General features: G+C 63.8%; 19 protein-coding genes and 1 riboswitch. Of the genes, 12 read left to right on the top strand and 7 right to left on the bottom strand.

Annotated elements, in window-relative coordinates; genetic code table 11:
* Nucleotides 1-2: 2 nt before the first annotated feature.
* Entirely contained in the window at nucleotides 3-803 is an 801-nt protein-coding gene (gene modA, locus RQH14_RS12405; RefSeq protein ID WP_311213526.1) for a molybdate ABC transporter substrate-binding protein, read from the bottom strand.
* Nucleotides 800-1,210: a TOBE domain-containing protein gene (locus RQH14_RS12400; RefSeq protein ID WP_311213525.1), complete on the bottom strand. Its 411-nt coding sequence runs from the start codon at nucleotides 1,208-1,210 to the stop codon at nucleotides 800-802. Before RQH14_RS12400 ends, modA begins: the two co-directional genes overlap by 4 nt.
* A 288-nt stretch (nucleotides 1,211-1,498) precedes the next feature.
* Between RQH14_RS12400 and RQH14_RS12395 the strand changes: the two genes are divergently transcribed.
* From RQH14_RS12395 to RQH14_RS12370, 6 genes are all read left to right on the top strand, one after another.
* Nucleotides 1,499-2,674, top strand: a complete 1,176-nt coding sequence (locus RQH14_RS12395) for a histidine kinase (RefSeq protein WP_311213524.1) — start codon at nucleotides 1,499-1,501, stop codon at nucleotides 2,672-2,674.
* Nucleotides 2,671-3,321: a response regulator transcription factor gene (locus tag RQH14_RS12390; RefSeq protein WP_311213523.1), complete on the top strand. Its 651-nt coding sequence runs from the start codon at nucleotides 2,671-2,673 to the stop codon at nucleotides 3,319-3,321. The genes RQH14_RS12395 and RQH14_RS12390 overlap by 4 nt, the downstream gene beginning before the upstream one ends.
* A 90-nt stretch (nucleotides 3,322-3,411) precedes the next feature.
* The gene (locus RQH14_RS12385) at nucleotides 3,412-4,293 is read left to right on the top strand and encodes a hypothetical protein (RefSeq protein WP_311213522.1); all 882 of its coding nucleotides are present in this window, start codon (nucleotides 3,412-3,414) and stop codon (nucleotides 4,291-4,293) included.
* A gap of 221 nt (nucleotides 4,294-4,514) precedes the next feature.
* Entirely contained in the window at nucleotides 4,515-5,849 is a 1,335-nt protein-coding gene (locus RQH14_RS12380) for an FAD-binding oxidoreductase (RefSeq protein WP_311213521.1), read from the top strand.
* 134 nt (nucleotides 5,850-5,983) lie between these two features.
* Nucleotides 5,984-6,853, top strand: a complete 870-nt coding sequence (locus RQH14_RS12375; protein ID WP_311213520.1) for a DUF4031 domain-containing protein — start codon at nucleotides 5,984-5,986, stop codon at nucleotides 6,851-6,853.
* On the top strand, nucleotides 6,850-7,614 hold the full coding sequence (locus tag RQH14_RS12370; RefSeq protein WP_311213519.1) for a 2-phosphosulfolactate phosphatase: 765 nt from the start codon (nucleotides 6,850-6,852) through the stop codon (nucleotides 7,612-7,614). Before RQH14_RS12375 ends, RQH14_RS12370 begins: the two co-directional genes overlap by 4 nt.
* Nucleotides 7,615-7,748: 134 nt before the next feature.
* Here RQH14_RS12370 and RQH14_RS12365 read toward each other — a convergent pair whose 3' ends face one another.
* The gene (locus RQH14_RS12365; protein WP_311213518.1) at nucleotides 7,749-7,895 is read right to left on the bottom strand and encodes a hypothetical protein; all 147 of its coding nucleotides are present in this window, start codon (nucleotides 7,893-7,895) and stop codon (nucleotides 7,749-7,751) included.
* Nucleotides 7,896-7,966: 71 nt separating this feature from the next.
* Here RQH14_RS12365 and RQH14_RS12360 point away from each other — a divergent pair, with 71 nt between their 5' ends.
* Nucleotides 7,967-9,637: a sialidase family protein gene (locus RQH14_RS12360; protein WP_311213517.1), complete on the top strand. Its 1,671-nt coding sequence runs from the start codon at nucleotides 7,967-7,969 to the stop codon at nucleotides 9,635-9,637.
* Between the two features lie 29 nt (nucleotides 9,638-9,666).
* Here RQH14_RS12360 and RQH14_RS12355 read toward each other — a convergent pair whose 3' ends face one another.
* From RQH14_RS12355 to RQH14_RS12345, 3 genes are all read right to left on the bottom strand, one after another.
* On the bottom strand, nucleotides 9,667-10,068 hold the full coding sequence (locus RQH14_RS12355) for a YccF domain-containing protein (protein ID WP_091470118.1): 402 nt from the start codon (nucleotides 10,066-10,068) through the stop codon (nucleotides 9,667-9,669).
* A gap of 87 nt (nucleotides 10,069-10,155) precedes the next feature.
* Nucleotides 10,156-10,605: an SRPBCC domain-containing protein gene (locus RQH14_RS12350; RefSeq protein WP_311213516.1), complete on the bottom strand. Its 450-nt coding sequence runs from the start codon at nucleotides 10,603-10,605 to the stop codon at nucleotides 10,156-10,158.
* Nucleotides 10,606-10,756: 151 nt separating this feature from the next.
* Nucleotides 10,757-11,353 (bottom strand): phosphoribosylanthranilate isomerase, encoded by a 597-nt coding sequence (locus RQH14_RS12345; protein WP_311213515.1) that lies wholly within the window; start codon nucleotides 11,351-11,353, stop codon nucleotides 10,757-10,759.
* A 97-nt stretch (nucleotides 11,354-11,450) separates the two neighbouring features.
* Here RQH14_RS12345 and RQH14_RS12340 point away from each other — a divergent pair, with 97 nt between their 5' ends.
* From RQH14_RS12340 to RQH14_RS12320, 5 genes are all read left to right on the top strand, one after another.
* Nucleotides 11,451-12,077 carry a HutD family protein gene (locus RQH14_RS12340; protein ID WP_311213514.1) on the top strand — a complete coding sequence of 209 codons (627 nt, stop codon included), beginning with the start codon at nucleotides 11,451-11,453 and terminating at the stop codon, nucleotides 12,075-12,077.
* Between the two features lie 57 nt (nucleotides 12,078-12,134).
* Nucleotides 12,135-12,200: riboswitch (guanidine-III (ykkC-III) riboswitch) on the top strand.
* A 9-nt stretch (nucleotides 12,201-12,209) separates the two neighbouring features.
* A complete protein-coding gene (locus RQH14_RS12335; protein ID WP_089596307.1) occupies nucleotides 12,210-12,524 on the top strand; it encodes a multidrug efflux SMR transporter in 315 nt (104 codons plus the stop codon).
* Between the two features lie 2 nt (nucleotides 12,525-12,526).
* Nucleotides 12,527-12,919, top strand: a complete 393-nt coding sequence (locus tag RQH14_RS12330) for a multidrug efflux SMR transporter (RefSeq protein ID WP_311213513.1) — start codon at nucleotides 12,527-12,529, stop codon at nucleotides 12,917-12,919.
* A 210-nt stretch (nucleotides 12,920-13,129) separates the two neighbouring features.
* Nucleotides 13,130-14,137, top strand: a complete 1,008-nt coding sequence (locus tag RQH14_RS12325) for an aldo/keto reductase (protein ID WP_311213512.1) — start codon at nucleotides 13,130-13,132, stop codon at nucleotides 14,135-14,137.
* Nucleotides 14,138-14,146: 9 nt separating this feature from the next.
* Entirely contained in the window at nucleotides 14,147-14,797 is a 651-nt protein-coding gene (locus tag RQH14_RS12320; RefSeq protein WP_311213511.1) for an MBL fold metallo-hydrolase, read from the top strand.
* A 141-nt stretch (nucleotides 14,798-14,938) separates the two neighbouring features.
* Here the strand turns inward: RQH14_RS12320 and RQH14_RS12315 are convergent, their stop codons facing one another.
* The gene (locus RQH14_RS12315; RefSeq protein WP_311213510.1) at nucleotides 14,939-16,660 is read right to left on the bottom strand and encodes a DEAD/DEAH box helicase; all 1,722 of its coding nucleotides are present in this window, start codon (nucleotides 16,658-16,660) and stop codon (nucleotides 14,939-14,941) included.
* Between the last annotated feature and the right edge of the window lie 433 nt (nucleotides 16,661-17,093).

The following is a 17,093-nucleotide window of genomic DNA, read 5'->3' as shown; positions in this document are numbered from 1 at the left end:
CGCTACGGCGTGCCGAAGCCGGCGTCGTTCAGGATCTTCTTGCCGTCGTCGCCGGCGACCATGGCAATGAATGCCGCCGCCAACTCCTTGTTCTTGCTGGTACCCACTGTGGCTATGGGGTAGGTGTTGACGGCTTGGTCTGATTCCGGAAAGGGGATGCCCCTGACCTTGTCGCCGGCTCCCTTGACGTCGGTGACATAGACCAGGCCCGCGTCGGCTTCCTGGGAGGTCACCTTACCCAGGACATCGGTCACGGACGATTCCTCGCTGACCGGGCTCAGGGTGGTTCCGGTTGCCTTCTCGACGGCGTCCGTTGCTGCCCCGCACGGCACCTGACTCGCGCAGGTGACCACTTTGACTCCAGGTTTGACCAAGTCGGCAAAGGAAGAGATCGACGCCGGATTGCTGGGTGGGACGGCAATCTCCAGGACGTTGGTGGCGAAGTCGGTCGCCGTACCATCCACGAGTTTGGCATCGGCAAGCTTGGCCATGTTCTTGGTGTCGGCTGAGGCGAACACGTCAGCGGGGGCGCCTTGGGTGATCTGGGTGACCAGGTCGGAGGAGCCGGCGAAGCTCAGATTCACCTTGGTGCCCGGGTTCTTGGCTTCGAAGTCCTCGGCCAATTGCGTGAAGGTCGTTTTCAGGGAAGCTGCGGCGAAGACGGTGATCTCCCCTGATAGCTGCCCCGACGTGGCACTGCCGCTGGTAGCAGGTTCAGTGGTGCCGTCGGCGCAGCCTGCCAGGCTTGCGACCAAGGCTCCCGCAACCAACAACGCTGTGAACGGCATACGGGTGATGCTCATATGATGCTCTTTCCCTGAGGGGTTTCGATGATGACTGTGGTGGCCTTGACCACGGCGGTGGCCACCGAACCAAGCTCCAGGCCGAGCTCGGTTACGGCTTCACTGCTCATGAGTGACACCACCCGGAAAGGACCGCATTGGAGCTCTACTTGCGCCATGACCTTGTCCGCGGTAATCCCCGTGACCAAGCCGACGAACCGGTTCCGGGCCGAGCTTCCTGTCCGGGAGGGATCATCGGGAAGGTGGGATTGCTCGCGGGCAAGCGTTGCGAGTTCAAGCCCGTCCACTGCGAGGCGTCCGGCCGGGTCCTTCTGGGCGGTCAGCGTTCCGTTTTCCGTCCAGCGCCTCACGGTGTCGTCGCTGACACCGAGGAAGCGGGCGGCCTCGGAGATTCGTATTTGCGGCATGGAATGAGTGTAGTTCCGTATTTGCGGGTTGGGTGCCGTCTTTTCAACGCAAACGTAATATGACTGCTTAGGGCCGCGGCGCACCCCTTCCCGCCGGGCGCACCCTTTCGGCGTGACGGGCGCTACCTTTGCCGCCCGACGCAACCTTAGGCGCTGGTGCGTTAGGCGCGAAGTGGTGCGCCGCCGTCGTACGCAACCTCAGCACCTCGGACGAACTTACTCCGCCTCACGGGTGAAACCCGCCGAAACGGCGCCGACGCCATGTCCGGGCACCCTAGTGTTGAGGACATGTCCACGAGCATCCAAGCCCTCCGCCCCGCAGCCGCACCAATCGTTGCCGCTGCCATGCTCGTGTCGCTGATGATTCTCGACGAGCACGGCTTCGATTCTGCGAGCGCCGTCCTGTTTGCGCTGACGGCAGCGGTGGCCGCCGCGGAATTAATACCGGTTCCGGCCTTCATCTTCGCGTTCGCAGCCTTGGGGCTCCAGGCGTTCGGAGTCTTCCCGAGCGTGATGATGACCGGCGCGACACAGTTCGTCATGCTCCCCGTTCTCGTCTTCTTCGCAACCCTGGGCTGGAAGGAACCGCAACGGTGGCCGCTCCCCGTCGCCGCTGTCGCCGCCGCGGGGATGGTGGCAGTGAACTGGTTCGCTGACACCAGCTGGATCAATTTTGTGTTCGGCAAACAACTCGCTGAAGCAGGAACTTTCCGGATCGCGTTGTATGCCTTCCTGGTTTTTGCTTCCTTCACCGCCCTCAACCTTGCGGGGTGGGCGGCAGCAACCACTGTTCGGCAGGCTGCCGTCAACCGGCAGGCCAAAGAGCAAGCTGAATCGCGCCTCGAATCGACGGCCGGCGCGTTGGTCGTTGAGCAAGAGCGCAACAGGATCGCCCGGGAATTGCATGACGTCCTTGCACACTCGTTGGCCGTGATCACTGCGCAGGCCGAAGGTATCCGCTACGTCCACCGGACCGAGCCGGAATCAGTGGAGGAAGCGGCCGGCATCATTGCATCGTCGGCCAGGGGCGCGCTGCAGGAAACCCGGCGGCTCGTCCAGAGCTTCGGTTCTGAGCTCGACGGCCCTGCTCCCGGCACAGCGGACCTCCCAGCCCTCGCCGAACGGCTCCGCAGCAGCGGCATGCCCGTGGAACTTCACACCTGCGGCCTGAAAGGGCTCTCGCCCGTGGAGGATCTCACCGTGTACAGGATCGTGCAGGAGAGCCTCACAAATGCCTTCAAGCACGGAGACCGCAGCGCGGGCGCCACTGTGACGGCGCATCGCGACGGCACCGGCCTGCGTCTGACCATCCGCTCAAGGCTGGCCGACGGCGGAACGGAACTACCGCCGTCGGGAACGGGCCGCGGCATACCCGGCATGCGTGAACGCGCGACGGCGGCAGGCGGCCACCTCTCAACGGTCACCAACGGCCAATTCTTCGAAGTGGAGGCGATCCTGCCATGAGTAGGACAAAGATCCGTGTGGCACTGGTGGACGACCAGCCTCTCTTCAGCGCCGGCCTGAAGATGATCCTTCGCAGCCAGCCGGACCTGGACCTGGTGGGAGAGGCAACGGACGGCGAGCAGGCCGTTGCCCTCGCCGCGGAAGTCGGGCCGGACGTCATGCTGATGGATATCCGGATGCCAGTGATGGACGGGATTACCGCCACCCGCCGGATCACGGACAGCACGGGCCAGACCAAAGTCATAGTCCTCACCACCATCCAGCACGATGAGGCAGTGGTCCGGGCGATTCAAGCCGGTGCCGGCGGTTTCCTCACCAAGGATGCAACACCGGAATTCCTGCTGGCAGCCATCCGGACTGTGCACTCGGGCCACGCAGTCATGGCACCATCGGTGACGAATGAACTGCTTCGCGACTACACCACCCCTTCGGCCGCCAATTCGTCCGTACTGGAGCCGTTGTCCGCCCGCGAGCGCGATGTGTTCATGCTGGCGGCCAAGGGCCTGGCCAACGGGGAGATCGCGGCATCGCTGGTGCTCAGTGATGCCACCGTCAAGACCCACATCGGCAGCATTCTTTCCAAGCTCACTCTCAAGAACCGTATACAGCTGGTGGCATTTGCCTATCAGAACAGGCTGCTCGGCTAGTTCTACCTGACTTACCTAACGCCCCGGGACTACCGGGTCCGGCCACCGCATTGCCAAAAAGCAGACGATATTTCGTCGCGAAGGAGAACATTGAAGAAGAAGACCATTGGGGCAATGATTCTTGCCGCAGGTGCAGCCGCCACGTTGGCCGCCGCTGCCACACCTGGAGTTTCCTCCATGCTGACCAAGCCGGCCGACCATCCTGTCTCCGGCATCACCGCTGCCGCTGAGCAGTTTGCGTCCGAGGATGCGACGACACACAGAGGCGTGGCGGAAGCCATCCGGCTGTGCATGGCCAAAGCCGGCTATGACTACACTCCCGCCCCATCAGGACAGCAGCCAGTGGATTTGAAACACCACATCGGTTTCACAACGCTCACCGTTGAAACTGCCCGCGCTTCCGGCTACGCCTCGTTGAAGCCCCAGGGTCCCGGTGAGCCTGCCACGAATTCCGAACTGGGAAGGCTTTTTGCCGATCCTGCCTTCCAGACGGCATTGAACGGCGGCGGGCCCTCGGAGCAAAATGTGGTCCAGTCTTCGGAAGGGACAGGCATGCATTGGGGAGGGTGCACGGCCGAAGGCATTACAGCCATCTACGGCAATGCCAACGACTACATGCGGGCCACCGGCTTGGCGTTCAACTCGCTATTGGTTGCCACGAACGCTGCGGCTGCGGACGCCGACATCCATAGTGCGGTGGACGCTTGGAAAAAATGCATGTCCACCACAGCCTTCCCTTACAGCCTCCCCGATGAGGCCGCTTCCGCCGGATTGGACGCTGGAGGCCAGAAGGAGCTCAAGATCGCCGTCACCGATGCCACCTGCCGCGCGGACACCAACTTCGATGCCAAGCTCACCACCGTCCTGGATAAATACCTGACCACGCGGATGAAGGAGTTGCAGACCGAAGTGGCCGCAGTGAAGCAAATCCGCAGGGATGCCTCAGCGCGGGCAGCGGCCCTCTTGGGTTAGCCGGCGCGCTGGCATGGCGGTTGATACGCACCCTCACGCGCCCGGCGCGCCCTTTCGGCGTGACGGGCGCACCCGTACGCGCGCGACGCACCCGTAAGCACTGGTGCGCGCGGCGCGAAGTGGTGCGCCGCCGTCGTCGTGCGCCGTTGTGCTCTAGCCCCAAAGGACCCGCCGCCGTACCCTGTTCTAGGGAGAGAGTCTTAGGCGCGAAGGAGCGTCCCATGGAATGGATTCGACCGGACAACCCCACCTATGACGAGGCCCGGAAACTCTTCAACGCGATGATCGACCGCAGGCCGGCCGTGATCGCCAAATGTTCTGATCCCGGCGAGGTTGCTGAGGCACTCAGATACGCGCATAACCACAATCTGGACGTCGCGGTGCGATCGGGCGGACATTCGGTGGCGGGCATGTCTACCAACGACGACGGATTGGTGGTCGATGTCCGCCCGATGAAGTCCATCAGCGTCAACACGGAGGCAAAGACCGCCACAGCGGGTGCCGGACTCACGTGGGGCGAGTTCGACCGCGCAACCCAGCAGTACGGCCTGGCCGTTACCGGGGGCCGCGCGTCCACCACGGGCGTCTCCGGATTCACGTTGGGCGGAGGCTCGGGATGGCTGGAGCGGTCCTACGGCTTCGCGTGCGACAACCTTCTTTCCGTGGACCTTGTGACAGCTTCCGGAGATCGGGTGACCGCTTCTCCCGGAGAGAATCCCGAGCTGTTCTGGGCACTCCATGGTGGTGGCGGGAACTTCGGTGTGGCAACGTCCCTAACGTTCAAACTGCATGACCTCGGACCCACTGTGATGGCTGGGCTTATGTTGTTTCCCGGTGAGGATGCCACGGATCTCTCGCGGGCCTACCGTCAGCTCGCCCTGGACGCGCCCGACGCCGTAGGGACTGCACTCGTGTACCTCACCGCTCCAGCGGAAGAGTTCGTCCCGGAGGACATGGTGGGCAAACTCGCCGTCGGCATGGCCTATATCTATGCCGGCGATGTCGAGGCAGGCGAGGAACACGCCAACCCATTCAAGGAGCTCGGTCCGAGTGTGGACCTGGTGGCGCCCATGGGTTACGCAGGCTTCCAGTGCATGATCGATGATCCTCCGGATCTCTACAACTACTGGAGTGCCGACTACCACAACGAGCTCTCTGACGACGCCCTGGATGTTCTGGTGGACTCTGCCCAACGACTTCCGGGACCGAATTCACAGCAGTTGGTGGCACGTTGGGGCGGAGCAGTGGCTGGGCCCGCTGCGGCAAACACGCCGCTGCAACATCGCGGCGCAGCTTGGGTCAGCCACCCGTTCGGCCTGTCCGAAACGCGGGAGGGCGGTCAAGAGGCCAAGGCGTGGGTGAAGCAATTCAGGCAAGACATCGCTCCCCACACCACGGGCGGAGTGTGGCTGAACTTCATCGGCGACGAAGGCCAGGACCGCATCATGGCGGCCTACGGCGAACAGAATTACCGGCGGCTGTCCCGGGTGAAAGGTGAGTTCGATCCGGACAACGTATTCCGCGGCAACCAGAACATCCTGCCCGCCGAGCGCTGAGATATCCGTAGGCTCCTTCCCAGTTGCCGTGAACAGTACGGGCAGTGAAGCCCGGATTTCCGGGGCGGCAGCACGGCGGTAGACGTCCCGACGGCCGGCAACTGGGAAGGAACGCTTGGGATTACACTTTGGCAATGGCCGTCTACATTGATCCGCCCTTGTGGCCAGCGCACGGTACCGTTTTTTCGCATTTGGTATCGGATTCATCGCTGGATGAGCTTCATGCCTTCGCGGCCGCCGCCGGAGTTCCGGAAAGGGCCTTCGACGGAGACCACTACGACGTTCCCGAACGTCGGTACGACGACCTGGTCCTCGCCGGCGCGATTCCCGTTGAGGCCCGGATCCTGGTCCGTAAACTCATTGCCAGCGGGCTGCGCATCCCCGCGCGGGAACGGAGCAAAGCATTGACGGTCCCCCTGATGGAGCGATGGAACAGCATCTTCCCCGGCCACGAGGAACTGGGCCTTGAGCTTCTGGAACGGTGGGGCGAAGACGGCAGGAAGTATCACAGCCGCACCCACCTCCTGGCAGTTCTTGAGGCCCTGGACATTCTGACCGAACCGGCCTTGCCTGCACGGACCGTTTCTTTGGCGGCGTGGTTTCACGACGCTGTTTACGAAGGTGTGGCCGGCCAGGATGAGGAAGACTCGGCCCTGCTGGCCGAGGACCGGCTGACGGCCGCGGGGCTCTCCCCTACCGATGTGGCCGAGGTGGGGCGGTTGGTCCGGCTCACGTCCTCCCACTCACCCAAGCCCGGAGACCATGCCGGGGCCCTCCTCTGCGACGCCGATCTCTCCGTCCTCGGAGGCGACGAGCAAGCCTATGCACGCTATCTGGCGGCCGTCCGCGAAGACTACGCCCACGTCAGCGACGCCGACTTCGCGAAGGAGCGCGCCGCCGTCGTCCGTCACCTTTTGGGACTTGACCCGCTGTTCCACGGCGAACGCGCCAAAGAGTTGTGGCTCGACGCCGCGCGCCGCAACCTCTCGGCAGAACTCGCGTGAGGGGTTCCGTCAGCGAACCTGGCGCGCCGCAGCGGCAACTTCCGTACGCCGTCCGCTTCGAATGGGGCCTCGACGGCGCCCGCGCGGTAGTGCCCGGAGCCGACCTTGCGGTGGTGGTTGACGTCCTGTCATTCACCACGTGCGTGAGTGTTGCGGTGGACCGCGGGGCGGTGGTGTTTCCCTACCCTTGGCGGGATGCGGCGGCGAGTGAGTTCGCCGCACACCATGAGGCGTTGCTCGCAGGGCCGAGGGACGCTGAGGGCTTGAGCTTGTCGCCGTCCAGCCTTCGCAAGGCGCACATGCTGGACCGCGTGGTGCTGCCGTCCCCCAACGGTTCGTCGATAAGCCACGAACTTGCGGCATCAGCACGGCAGGTGGTGGCTGTGTCACTCAGGAACGCGGCCGCCACAGCCGACTGGGTCCATGCCACGTTGCCTGCCGAGGCCGTCATCGCCGTGATCGCGGCGGGTGAAAGGTGGACCGATGGTGCGCTGCGGCCGGCTTTGGAGGATCAGCTCGGAGGGGGCGCCTTCATTGCCGGACTTGCAGCCGCGGGACGTCGCAGCTTTTCTCCCGAAACGGAGTCGGCTGCTGCGGCGTTCGATGCCGCAGAACCCCGGCTTGCGGCTGTTCTGCGCGGCTGTTCCAGTGGGCGGGAACTGGTCGATGCCGGTTTTGCTGAGGATGTGAGCATCGCGGCGGAATTGGACGGGAGTTCAGTTGTGGCTTTGATGCGCGACGGGGCATTTCGACCGGTTTAGTGGGTCTCTGCGGTTCGGCTCTTCAGCCGTGCGCGAGGAGTTCGAGGCCGACAACCGCCAGACCCAGCAAGAACTCGGCACCCAACGCAATGAGTTTCTTCCACCAGGCCAATCTTCACCCTTCGTACGGCCAGTTAGCCGATCAGGACCAAGGCAGTGATCAGGGCGATGGTTGACGCACGCAGTGAAGCTTCAATGGTCCATCGACCTACGGCCGCTACGGCGATGAAGACCAGTGGCAAAACGATCGCCCCAAACGCACCGAAGCTGATGCGCGCCATGTGCTGGATTGAACGGTGTTGGTCACCCGCCAAGGTTATAGGGGGTTGCGGCTCCGAGCTAGCATAGAGGTGTGACCTCCTACCTCTTGGAATCCTCCCGACCTGAGCTCCCGCTGGCTTTACCCGACGTTGAGCATGTCCTGGCTGTCCGGGGCGTCGGCGGATACCGTCAGTACCGCATCCCTGCCCTCGCCGTCAGCACGCGGGGCACCGTGTTGGCCGCCTACGACGGCCGGCCCAACTTGGACGACCTCCCCAATCCCATCGATCTCCTCCTGCGCCGCAGCTACGACAACGGAGTCACCTGGGGCACGCAGCAGGTAGTCCGCACGGGCTCGGGGCTGCAGGGATACGGCGATCCCAGCCTGCTGGTGGACGCTGACACAGGAAGAATCTTCATGTTCCACGCCGCAGGAACCCACGCCGGTTTCTTCGAAGCCGTCGCCGGTTTGGAGCCGGACGACGACATCCAGCACGCGGACCTCAGCTATTCGGACGACGACGGCGGAACCTGGCAGCACCGCCGGCTCACCGCACAGCTCAAGCACGGTGCCATCACTGGACTGTTCGCCGCCGCCGGCCAAGGGATCCAGATGCACACCGGTCCTTTCAAGGGCCGTTTGGTGCAGCAATATGTGGTTCTTGTCGACGGCACGATCATGGCTGCGTCTGCGTTCAGCGACGACCACGGCGAGACCTGGACTCTGGGTGGTTTGGTTGATGCCGGCCCCTCCGGAATGGGGCCCAACGAAAACAAGGTGGTCTGCCTTGACGACGGCCGGCTCCTGCTGCATTCCCGGGCAACCCCGTGCCGTCTGTCTTCCGTTTCAGAAGACGGCGGCCTTTCGTGGAGTCCGCTTCAGCCTGTCGCGGATTTACCGGATCCCAGCGATAACGGCTCCCTGACCCGTTTCGACGGCCTGCCAGGTGATGATTCCCTTACCACGCCGGGCACGTCCCAGTGGCTGCTGGCCAGCAACAACCAGGATCCACATCTACGCCGGAACACCGTTCTCAGTCTCTCCCCCAATAACGGCGCGAGCTGGCCCGCCAAACTGATGGTGTGCCCGGGAAGTTCGGCTTACTCCACCGTCACGAGGCTGCCCGACGGGAACATTGGGGTTCTCTATGAACGGCAGGGGTATCGGGAGATCGTGTTTGCTTCCATCCCAGCGCATCAGTTGACGGACCAGCTTTCCGCTGGTCCACGCGCAGTTCCGGGTACTTTGGAACCCGGCTGCCTGGTCTTCGACATGGAACTGCGGTCCATCACCCCTGGCAGGCCGGCCGAATGGCAGAACTCCGGCGACTTCCATGTGGTTCCGTCCACCAGTGATGGCCAATGGGACGTGCAGACGTGGAAGGAAATCGGCCAAGGCTACGCCGGAAACCAGGTCCTCGGCACCCGGGAAGCCCAGGACCTCAATTACGGCCCGATCATTCCCGGTTACAAGACCGGCGACATCCTCGCTTTCACAGGGCGGGTCCGCAACAGCGGCACCGAGCCGATGACCGGCGTCGTGCTCCGCGGTCCGCACAACAACCTTGGCGACTTCCCGCCCGCGGACCTTCCGGCGGGCGAGGACGTCTTGTACTTCACGCCGACTTACACCATCACGGATGCGGACTTGGAGCAGGGCGTCTTGGAAGTCGCGTTCACCATAGAGGCCGACGGCGGGACCGTGCGTTTGGTGCGGCGGTTCAGTTTCGATCTGCACACCGGTGCCGTGGCGGCTAACTAAGGGTGCCGCTGCTCAGCGGTAGGTGCTTCCTAGCGGTAGGTGCTGACGAACGGCTGGTTGGTGGGGACAATCTGCTTGCCCAGCGGCATCAGGGACACCGGGATGAGCTTCAGGTTGGCGATGGCCAGCGGGATGCCGATGATGGTGATGGCCATGGCCACGGCGGTCACCACGTGACCGATCGCGATCCAGATGCCCGCAACGAGCAGCCAGATCACGTTACCGAGGAGCGCGAACACCCCGGCACCGCCCGGCTTCTCCACCACCATTTGGCCGAAAGGCCACAGGCAGTAAGCACCGATCCGGAACGAAGCGATGCCCCACGGGATGGTCACGATGAGTACGCAGCAAATGATGCCCGCCGCGAAGTAACCCAAGGCCAGCCAGAACCCACCGAAGACAAGCCAGATGATGTTAAGGAGCGTTTTCATAGTTCTTATTCTCCCCTGTGGGCCTGACAAAAAGCCTAGGGGTCTGCCCTGATTCTTCCCTGACCTGTGGATGTGTTTCTGCGCGGCTCAGGCCAGCAGTTCGTCCAGCTTGTCGAACGAGGTGCCCCAACCGTCGCGGGTCATGTCCACCCACTCCTGGGATTCGAACGGTCCCTGTGTGACGTTCATGCGGGTACGCCCGTTGAGGTCTTCGAATTCCAGGCGCATCTCCTCGAACTCGTGATCGGCGTCCGGGGCAGCTTTGGCTTTAGCGACCAGCAGAGCCGGGGTTTCCAGCTCCGTAATCACGGCCTCAATGGGGGCTTCCTGCTCGCCATTCTCGTCCGACCACACCATGACCACCTGCCAGATGCCGCCCACCCGCGGCTCAACGATGATTTTCTCCCGGGGAGCCTCCACCTCCACGGGTCCGAACCACTGAGCAAGCTTGTCCGGCTCCATCCAGGCGTCGAAAACCTTATCGCGAGGCGCGTCAAACTCACGGCTCATGGCCAGGGTGAAGTGTTCCGTGCTCATTGCTTGGCTCCTGGTCTCCGTATGATTCGTTCTGTTGGGAGCGAGTCTAGAGGGTGCCACCGACAACTCCGGCCCTCTCTCACCTCACCACCGGAAATGTCGCGGGAAGTGAGAGAACGATCCGTTCAAGCACGCGGGAAGTGAGAGACCGTCAGGCTTTCGCGGCTTCGACGAACGCGCGGATCTTGGCCAGGTCCTTCACGCCGCGGGATGACTCGACACCGGAGGACACGTCCACACCCCACGCGCCGGCCGCAGTTGCTGCGAAGGCTACGTTGCCGGATTCAAGTCCACCGGCGAGCAGCCACTCGCGGCCGTCGAGCCCCTTGGCACGGACCGATGCGTAGTCCCAGGCCTCCCCCGACCCCGGCACCGCGGCGTCAACCAGGAACACCTCCTCGCCCAGATCAGCGAACTCGTCCTGTGAGGCACCCATGGTGACAGCGCGGATGAGCCGCATACCGGCGTCGTGCACTGTCTTGACGTCGTCGGCAGTCCGGTGACCGTGGAGTTGGACCCATTCCAGACCCGCGGCCCGGGCCGTGGCAACGGCGTCAGCCGCAGACTCGTGCCGGAACACGCCCACTGCATCAACACCTTCCGGAACCAGCGGGAGCAAAATGCGCACCTGATCCGGGCTGACTTCGCGAGGGCTGGCGGTGAGCACGAACCCAACGGCGTCGGCACCGGCGTCTACGGCTTCACGGACGGATTCCGGCGTGCTCAAGCCGCACACTTTGACGAACATTCCCGCTCCTCCAGCCAAACTCGCAACGTTTTCCACATATGACGTTAGCAAGCCGCATTGCCATCGCAGAAGCGGGGTCCACCACTAGGCTGGTTGGATGGAGATCATCCGCTTTGCCGACATCCATCCCGAACCGTGGCGCAACGGGGGCGGGGTGACGCGTGAACTCGCCAGCCATCCGAAGGCCGCATCAGCCCAGGATGGGGCATGGGATTGGCGCGTCAGCATCGCCGACGTCTCCAAAGCCGGAGATTTCTCCGTCTTCCCGGGCATGGAGCGCGTGATCACCATCGTTGAGGGCGAATTGCTGCTGCTCACGGTAGACGGATCCGAGCACCCGCTCGAGAAGTACCGTCCGTTCCGTTTCTCGGGCGAGGCTGCGTCGGGGGCCACTCTTCCGACAGGGGACGTCCGGGATCTGAACGTCATCGCCCGTGCGGGAGCCTTCAAGGGTTACACGTCCATTGTGGAGATCTCCAAGAAACGTGCGCACCCGGTCTTCGAAGGCCAGCTTGCCATCCTGCTGGAAGGTAAGGCCACTGTTGCGCCCGGCGCTGCTGTGGAGGAAGAGTCCGACGGCGAAGCCCCGGCACCCAGCGCGGCCGAACCTATCGAGCTGTCACGGTACGACGCCGTAGTCGGCTCCGATACCCAAAGCCCGGAAATCTCGGGCCGCGGATTCATTGCTGTCATCTCGATCGACCATGTGGAGGCCCACGCCTGAGGTGGTGACGTTAACCACCAGAAGTGGCCACCCCGCACGGGAGTTGCTAGCCTGAAATGAAGGTTCCGCTCTGGAACCTCCGGACGACGGTTCAGTACCCGGAATGCGACAAGACTGGCCAAAGGAAATGTCATGTCGTGGATAATTCTCATTCTTTCCGGAGCACTCGAGGCCGTCTGGGCCGCAGCGCTCCACCGGTCCAAGGGCTTCCGTAAACCCGTTCCCACTGTCGTCTTCCTGGTGTCCGTTGTTGCCAGCATGGCCGGACTCGCCATCGCGATGCAGTCCATCCCCACAGGCACGGCTTATGCAGTGTGGGTTGGCGTCGGTGTCGTACTGACCGCAACGTACGCGATGGTCACCAAGGTTGAACGTGCGACGACGGCCCGGCTGCTCCTGCTCGCCGGCATCGGCGCGTGTGTGGTCGGCCTGAAGGTGGTGGCGTAGCCATGACTGCGAACACAGCCAACACTGACAAAACCAAGAACTCCGGCAACGGAATCTTCTGGATCATCCTCTTGGCTTCAGCACTGCTCGAAGCCGTCTGGGCCACTGCTTTGGGCCTCTCGAACGGCTTCACCCAGCTCACGCCAACCGTGGTCTTCACTATTACAGCGGTGTTGAGCATGCTCGGACTGGGCATCGCGGTCAAACGAATCCCGCTGGGCACTGCCTACGCGGTGTGGGTTGGCATCGGCGCAGCACTGACCGTTGGCTGGGCCATGATCACGGGCGTTGAGTCCGCAAGCCCGCTGAAGCTGCTCTTCATCGCGGGAATCGTGGGCTGTGCTGCCGGGCTGAAGGCCTTGCCTGCCGATAAGCCTGTGGCCAAAGCCGAGTAGCGAACACTCCGCGGTGGGCGCTGGCCCATTTCGACGGCTCGCTGCGCATTAGACGTCTCCTACCATCGAATGCGCAGCAAGCCATCGAATCGGGCAGGGCAACACCGCAGACTTTCTCCAAGTCGGGGGCCCAGCAGGAATACCCGCCGCGGCCACAGAGTTCACGCCAACAAAGGGCCTCTGGAACACCTATGCGCATTGGAGAAGTTGATGACTGCAGTTCAGCTCGGCGACGGCCTCAAGGTCAGCCCCCTCGGTTTCGGCGGAATGGCACTGACCCCGGTCTACGGCGGAATCGATCCTGAAGAAGGCCTGCAAACACTGAGGCATGCGGTGGACGCAGGCATCACGTTCATCGACACCGCAGACGTGTACGGTGCGGGCAGCAACGAGGAACTCGTGGGCAGGCTCCTAAAGGAGCGCCGCGACGAAATCCAGGTGGCCACGAAATTCGGAATTGAGGGCAACCCCGCGGACGGGTACACGGGAGTCCGCGGGGATGCGCCCTACATCAGGCAAGCGGCGGAAGCGAGCCTCCGCCGCCTGGACACTGATGTGATTGACCTCTACTACCTGCACCGCCGGGACCTCCGCGTTCCGATAGTGGAAACCGTGGAGGCTATGGCGGAGCTGGTCCGTGAGGGCAAGGTCCGGCACCTCGGGCTGTCGGAAGTGACAGCCGAGGAGCTCAGGCAAGCCAACGCTGTCCATCCCATTGCCGCGGTCCAGAGTGAATGGTCAATCTGGAGCAGGGATGTGGAGCTCAACGTTGTTCCTGCAGCCAAGGAACTTGGCGTGGGATTCGTGCCGTATTCGCCGCTGGGCCGTGGTTTCCTGACGGGAACCGTCAGCGCGGGCGATTTGGGCGAGAACGATTTCCGCCACAAGATCCCCCGTTTTGGTGACGAGGCACTGGATGCGAACCAGGCCGTGGTGGCCGCGGTTCGCGAGGTAGCCAGCGGGCTGGATGCAACTCCGGCCCAGGTAGCCCTGGCTTGGCTGTTCGCCCAAGGTCAGCGCCTTGGGATTTCCGTGGTTCCCATCCCCGGCACGCGCAAAACGCACCGGATCGACGAGAACCTGGGGGCACTGTCCCTGCAACTGGGGACAGCACAACTTGAGGTGTTCGACCAGGCCGCGGCCGCCGTCGTGGGTTCACGATCTGCCGACCCCAACTGGGTGTCGCAGGGCCGCGAAGCCAACCCGGCAACTGCATAGACTGACACGATGGATTCGCTTATTCACTCATTGCGTGACGTCACCATTCGCAGCATCTCCGTCAGCGAGATGAACAACAACGTGTACCTGTTGACTTCGAAGTCCACGGGCGCGCAGCTGTTGATCGACGCCGCCGACGACCTTCCGGCCATTGAGCAGCTTCTCGAGGACAGTGCCGCGGACACGGCCACGAAGCCGAAACTGGTCCGGATCGCCACCACCCACCAGCACTGGGACCACGTCCGGGCTCTGCCGGAACTGGTCGCCGCTACCGGCGCAAGCACTTCCGCAGGAGCGGACGACGCCGATGCGTTGCCGGTTCCGGTGGATGTCCGGCTTGGTCAGGGCGACGTTGAGCGGTTTGACGACATCGAGATCACGGCGGTTCACTTGCGTGGACATACCCCGGGCTCGATTGCTTTCGTGTATCAGGATCCAGACGGTCCGGCCCACATTTTCAGTGGGGACTCGCTGTTTCCGGGAGGCGTCGGCAACACACAGAAGGATCCTGCACGCTTCACTTCACTGTTGAACGACGTGTCGGAACGACTGTTCGACGCCTATCCGGACGAAACCCTGGTGCACCCTGGCCATGGACTGCCCACGACGCTCGGCGCCGAGCGGCCACACCTTGAAGAGTGGCGCGCCCGAGGCTGGTAACTTGCGGGGCCTGCTCTGCACGCTAAACCTCAGGAATAGCGCGCAGAGCGGGCCTCACAACGTTGAGACCTGGTCTTGCGGGGCCTGCTCTGCGCTCCATTCCTTCCGGATAGCGCGCAGAGCGGGCCTCACAACGGGAGGTTAGCGGCCGCGACGCTCGTTGGACGCGGGAGCCGATGCACGACGAGGGCCGCTCCGGGCCGGACGACCTGCGCCGGAGCCACCGCGACCGGAGTTGCCGGAGGCACCCGAACCGTAGGATCCACCGGACGTAGCGCCCGTGGCGGAAGACCATACGGCCTTGTTTCCACCGGTGCGGGTGCTCGTGGTGGACGCCGTGCGCGGAGCCGAAGCTGAGCGCTGACCGGTAGCCGGACGACCGCTGCGGCCGTTCTGGCCCTGCGAGCCGGGAACGTCGTTGCGGTGAGTGGAAGCTGCCTTGCCGCGACCGCGTGAGCTGCGGGCGACGTCGTCGTTCGCTGCTGCACGGCGATCCGCGCGGTTGGTGTCCGTACGAACCGGCTCAGCGCCAACCTTGCCGCGTCCGCCGCGACCGCCACGGCCACCCGCGGTGGGTGCAGCCTGGGTGGAACGACGTGCGCGCTTGCGCTGGGCGTTGGCGCCGGTGGACGTGCCGCCACCCTGCGGGGCTTTCGCTGCGAGGAGTGCTGCACGGGTGCGGGGGTCAACCTTGTCCGCGATGTCGCCCACGAGCTCGGCAACCAACGGGGAGTTGGCCGTGACGCGCTCGAAGTTGACGTCGACGCCGGCAGCCTTCATGAGCTTCTTGACGTCGCTCTGCTGCTCGGGGAGCGTCAGGGTGACCACGGTGCCATCGGAACCGGCGCGGGCCGTACGGCCTGAGCGGTGCAGGTACGCCTTGTGCTCTGTGGGCGGGTCCACGTGGATGACGAGTTCGACGTCGTCAACGTGTACGCCGCGGGCTGCGACGTCGGTGGCCACCAGGACGCGGACGTCACCGTTGGAGAACTCGGCAAGGTTACGGTCGCGGGCGTTCTGCGACAGGTTGCCGTGAAGGTCGACGGCGGGGATGCCTGCGTCCGTGAGGGTCTTGGCAAGCTTGCGGGCGTGGTGCTTGGTCCGCATGAAGAGGACGCGGCGGCCGGCGCCGGAGGCCAGTTCAACGATGAGCTGCTTCTTGACGGTCTGGTCGTTGACCACCAGGACGTGGTGTTCCATGGTGGTGACAGCGGCCTGGGGATCGTCCACAGAGTGCGTAAGCGGGTTGGACAGGTAACGGTTGACCAGCTTGTCAACACCGTTGTCCAGCGTCGCGGAGAAGAGCAGGCGCTGACCCTGGGTAGGGGTCATGTCCATGAGCTTCTTGACAACCGGGAGGAAGCCGAGGTCGGCCATGTGGTCTGCCTCGTCCAGCACGGTGACCTCAACGGCTTCGAGGGTCAGGATGCGCTGGCGGATCAGGTCTTCGAGGCGGCCCGGGCAGGCGATGACGATGTCGACGCCGGCGCGCAGCGCCTTTTCCTGGCGGGCCTGGGAGATGCCGCCGTAGATGACCGTGGTGTTCAGGCCCATGGCCTTGGCCAGCGGCTCGATGGTGGCGTTGATCTGGGTTGCCAGTTCACGCGTCGGTGCAAGGACGAGGCCCATGGGGCGGCCCGGCTTGCGGAAGTGCTTTGCTTCGCGCTCGGCCAAGCGGGCCACGAGCGGGATGGCGAAAGCGATGGTCTTGCCGGAACCGGTGCGGCCACGGCCCAGAACGTCGCGACCTGCGAGCGTATCCGGGAGGGTCTTCACCTGGATGGGGAATGCCTCTTCGATGCCATCTGCGGCAAGAGACTCAGCAATGGGCTTGGGCGTGCCAAGGGCAGCAAAAGTAGTCATAAACTTCATGTCTTTCGGGCGGTGTCCAGTTGCGGACATCGGCCCCCGACGCCGGTTGGGCCAGGGGTTCGCCGAGGAAAAGTCAGGTGATCTACCGGTTCGCTACAACAGCGGTGCCGGGACCAAATAGAACGCGTTCATCGACGCAGGATGTGCCTCTCACATGAAAAATGCCCCGCCGCGCAGCCTTTCAGGCCACCTGCTTTAGGGCGTCACCGCACATCAAGTGTTCCCAGCTTAGCAGTGATCGGCGCGAAGCCTTGCATCGGGGCAGGTCACGGTGCCGTTGCGGGGCCCGCTTTGCGCGGCTCAGGGCCCGCGAAACGCGCAGAGCAGGCCCCACAACCAACCCCCACGCCTTGCGGGGCCCGCTTTGCACGGCTCAGGGCCCGCGAAACGCGCAGAGCAGGCCCCACAACCAACCCCCACGCCT

The organism is Arthrobacter sp. WCS2018Hpa-7 (assembly GCF_031843805.1).
In the GTDB taxonomy this organism is placed as follows: Bacteria; Actinomycetota; Actinomycetes; order Actinomycetales; family Micrococcaceae; genus Arthrobacter.
The sequence above is the reverse complement of the archived record's forward strand: the minus strand, read 5'-3'. Positions and strand labels throughout refer to the sequence as shown.

Bases quoted from the DNA above. Each gene is read 5' to 3' on its own strand.
- modA (WP_311213526.1), bottom strand. From the start codon at position 803: ATGAGCATCACCCGTATGCCGTTCACAGCGTTGTTGGTTGCGGGAGCC.
- RQH14_RS12400 (WP_311213525.1), bottom strand. From the start codon at position 1,210: ATGCCGCAAATACGAATCTCCGAGGCCGCCCGCTTCCTCGGTGTCAGC.
- RQH14_RS12395 (WP_311213524.1), top strand. From the start codon at position 1,499: ATGTCCACGAGCATCCAAGCCCTCCGCCCCGCAGCCGCACCAATCGTT.
- RQH14_RS12390 (WP_311213523.1), top strand. From the start codon at position 2,671: ATGAGTAGGACAAAGATCCGTGTGGCACTGGTGGACGACCAGCCTCTC.
- RQH14_RS12380 (WP_311213521.1), top strand. From the start codon at position 4,515: ATGGAATGGATTCGACCGGACAACCCCACCTATGACGAGGCCCGGAAA.
- RQH14_RS12375 (WP_311213520.1), top strand. From the start codon at position 5,984: ATGGCCGTCTACATTGATCCGCCCTTGTGGCCAGCGCACGGTACCGTT.
- RQH14_RS12365 (WP_311213518.1), bottom strand. From the start codon at position 7,895: ATGGCGCGCATCAGCTTCGGTGCGTTTGGGGCGATCGTTTTGCCACTG.
- RQH14_RS12355 (WP_091470118.1), bottom strand. From the start codon at position 10,068: ATGAAAACGCTCCTTAACATCATCTGGCTTGTCTTCGGTGGGTTCTGG.
- RQH14_RS12350 (WP_311213516.1), bottom strand. From the start codon at position 10,605: ATGAGCACGGAACACTTCACCCTGGCCATGAGCCGTGAGTTTGACGCG.
- RQH14_RS12345 (WP_311213515.1), bottom strand. From the start codon at position 11,353: ATGTTCGTCAAAGTGTGCGGCTTGAGCACGCCGGAATCCGTCCGTGAA.
- RQH14_RS12340 (WP_311213514.1), top strand. From the start codon at position 11,451: ATGGAGATCATCCGCTTTGCCGACATCCATCCCGAACCGTGGCGCAAC.
- RQH14_RS12335 (WP_089596307.1), top strand. From the start codon at position 12,210: ATGTCGTGGATAATTCTCATTCTTTCCGGAGCACTCGAGGCCGTCTGG.
- RQH14_RS12330 (WP_311213513.1), top strand. From the start codon at position 12,527: ATGACTGCGAACACAGCCAACACTGACAAAACCAAGAACTCCGGCAAC.
- RQH14_RS12325 (WP_311213512.1), top strand. From the start codon at position 13,130: ATGACTGCAGTTCAGCTCGGCGACGGCCTCAAGGTCAGCCCCCTCGGT.
- RQH14_RS12320 (WP_311213511.1), top strand. From the start codon at position 14,147: ATGGATTCGCTTATTCACTCATTGCGTGACGTCACCATTCGCAGCATC.
- RQH14_RS12315 (WP_311213510.1), bottom strand. From the start codon at position 16,660: ATGACTACTTTTGCTGCCCTTGGCACGCCCAAGCCCATTGCTGAGTCT.